Origin of the sequence: Nonomuraea antri (assembly GCF_013283785.1) — a bacterium.
In the GTDB taxonomy this organism is placed as follows: Bacteria; Actinomycetota; Actinomycetes; order Streptosporangiales; family Streptosporangiaceae; genus Nonomuraea; species Nonomuraea antri.
In genome coordinates this window covers 1-1,143 of sequence record NZ_JABCPZ010000560.1, presented here as the reverse complement: position 1 = coordinate 1,143, position 1,143 = coordinate 1, and the positions used below count along the sequence as shown (strand labels likewise).

Here is a 1,143-nt window from a genome sequence, read left to right as displayed (position 1 = left end):
CCAGTCGTCGATCCTGACGTACAGTGCGGTGAGAAGGGTGTTGAGGTCTGTCTTCACAAACCGATCGTCAACACCCTTCGTCATGAACGCACTCCGTACTGCGGCGACTTAGGACTTACTCGTCTAGGTGTCGGAGCGGGCCTTGCTCGGCTGGACCCGCTTGGGCTCGCCCGGCATCTTCGGATAGTTGGGCGGGTAGGGCATGTCGCCGCGCTCGTCCTCGGCGAACAGTTCGAGCAGGGGCTCGATCGAGTACGCCTCGTCGTCGATGGCCGCGTGCACGTCGCCGAGCTTGGCGAAGCGGGCCGGGACCGTGCGGATGGTGAACTCGTCGGGATCGACGTCGGGCAGCTCGTCCCAGGTCACCGGGGTCGAGACCGGGGCGTGCGGCTTGGCTCTGACGGAGTAGGCGCTGGCGACCGTGCGGTCGCGGGCGTTCTGGTTGAAGTCGATGAACACCCGGTCGCCGCGCTCCTCCTTCCACCAGGCGATGGTCACCAGGCTGGGGTCACGCGCCTCGATGGCCCTGGCCAGCGCGATGCCGGCATAGCGCACCTGGACGAAGTCCCAGCGCGGCTCGATGCGCACCGCGATGTGCGCGCCCCGGTTGCCCGAGGTCTTCACGAACCCGGTCATGCCGTGGTCGGCCAGCACCTCCCTGGCCAGCAACGCCGCCTGACGCGCCGCGTCGAACCCCAGGCCGGGCTGCGGGTCGAGGTCGAGGCGCAGCTCGTCGGGGTGCTCCACGTCGTCCGCGCGCACCTGCCAGGGGTGGAAGTCGAGCGTGCCGAGGTTGGCGCAGTACGCGATCGCCGCCACCTCGGTGACACGCAGCGAGTCGGCGGTGCGGCCGCTGGGGAAGGTCACCGTCACGGACTGCAGCCAGTCGGGGTGCTTGGGCGGCATCCGCTTCTGGTAGATCGCCTCGGTCTGCACGCCGTCGGGGTGCCGCTTGATGTTCGTCGGCCGGTCTCTCAACGCCCGCAGCGCGCCCTCGCCCACGCTCACGTAGTACTCGACCAGCTCCCGCTTGGTCGCCCCGATCTCCGGAAAGTACACCTTGTCGGGGTTGGTGACCTTGACGGTCCGCTCCCCCACCTCAAGCTCAATGAACGGCGATGCCATGCCCCCGAACATACCCCT

General features: G+C 68.2%; 1 protein-coding gene. It reads right to left on the bottom strand.

Features of this window, described 5'->3' with window-relative positions:
• Positions 1 to 123 precede the first annotated feature (123 nt).
• Positions 124 to 1,125: a non-homologous end-joining DNA ligase gene (ligD, locus tag HII36_RS55355; RefSeq protein WP_173531415.1), complete on the bottom strand. Its 1,002-nt coding sequence runs from the start codon at positions 1,123 to 1,125 to the stop codon at positions 124 to 126.
• Positions 1,126 to 1,143 lie beyond the last annotated feature (18 nt).

What these genes read in the sequence shown, in the direction of transcription:
- ligD (WP_173531415.1), bottom strand. Translation starts at nt 1,125, where the DNA reads ATGGCATCGCCGTTCATTGAGCTTGAGGTGGGGGAGCGGACCGTCAAG.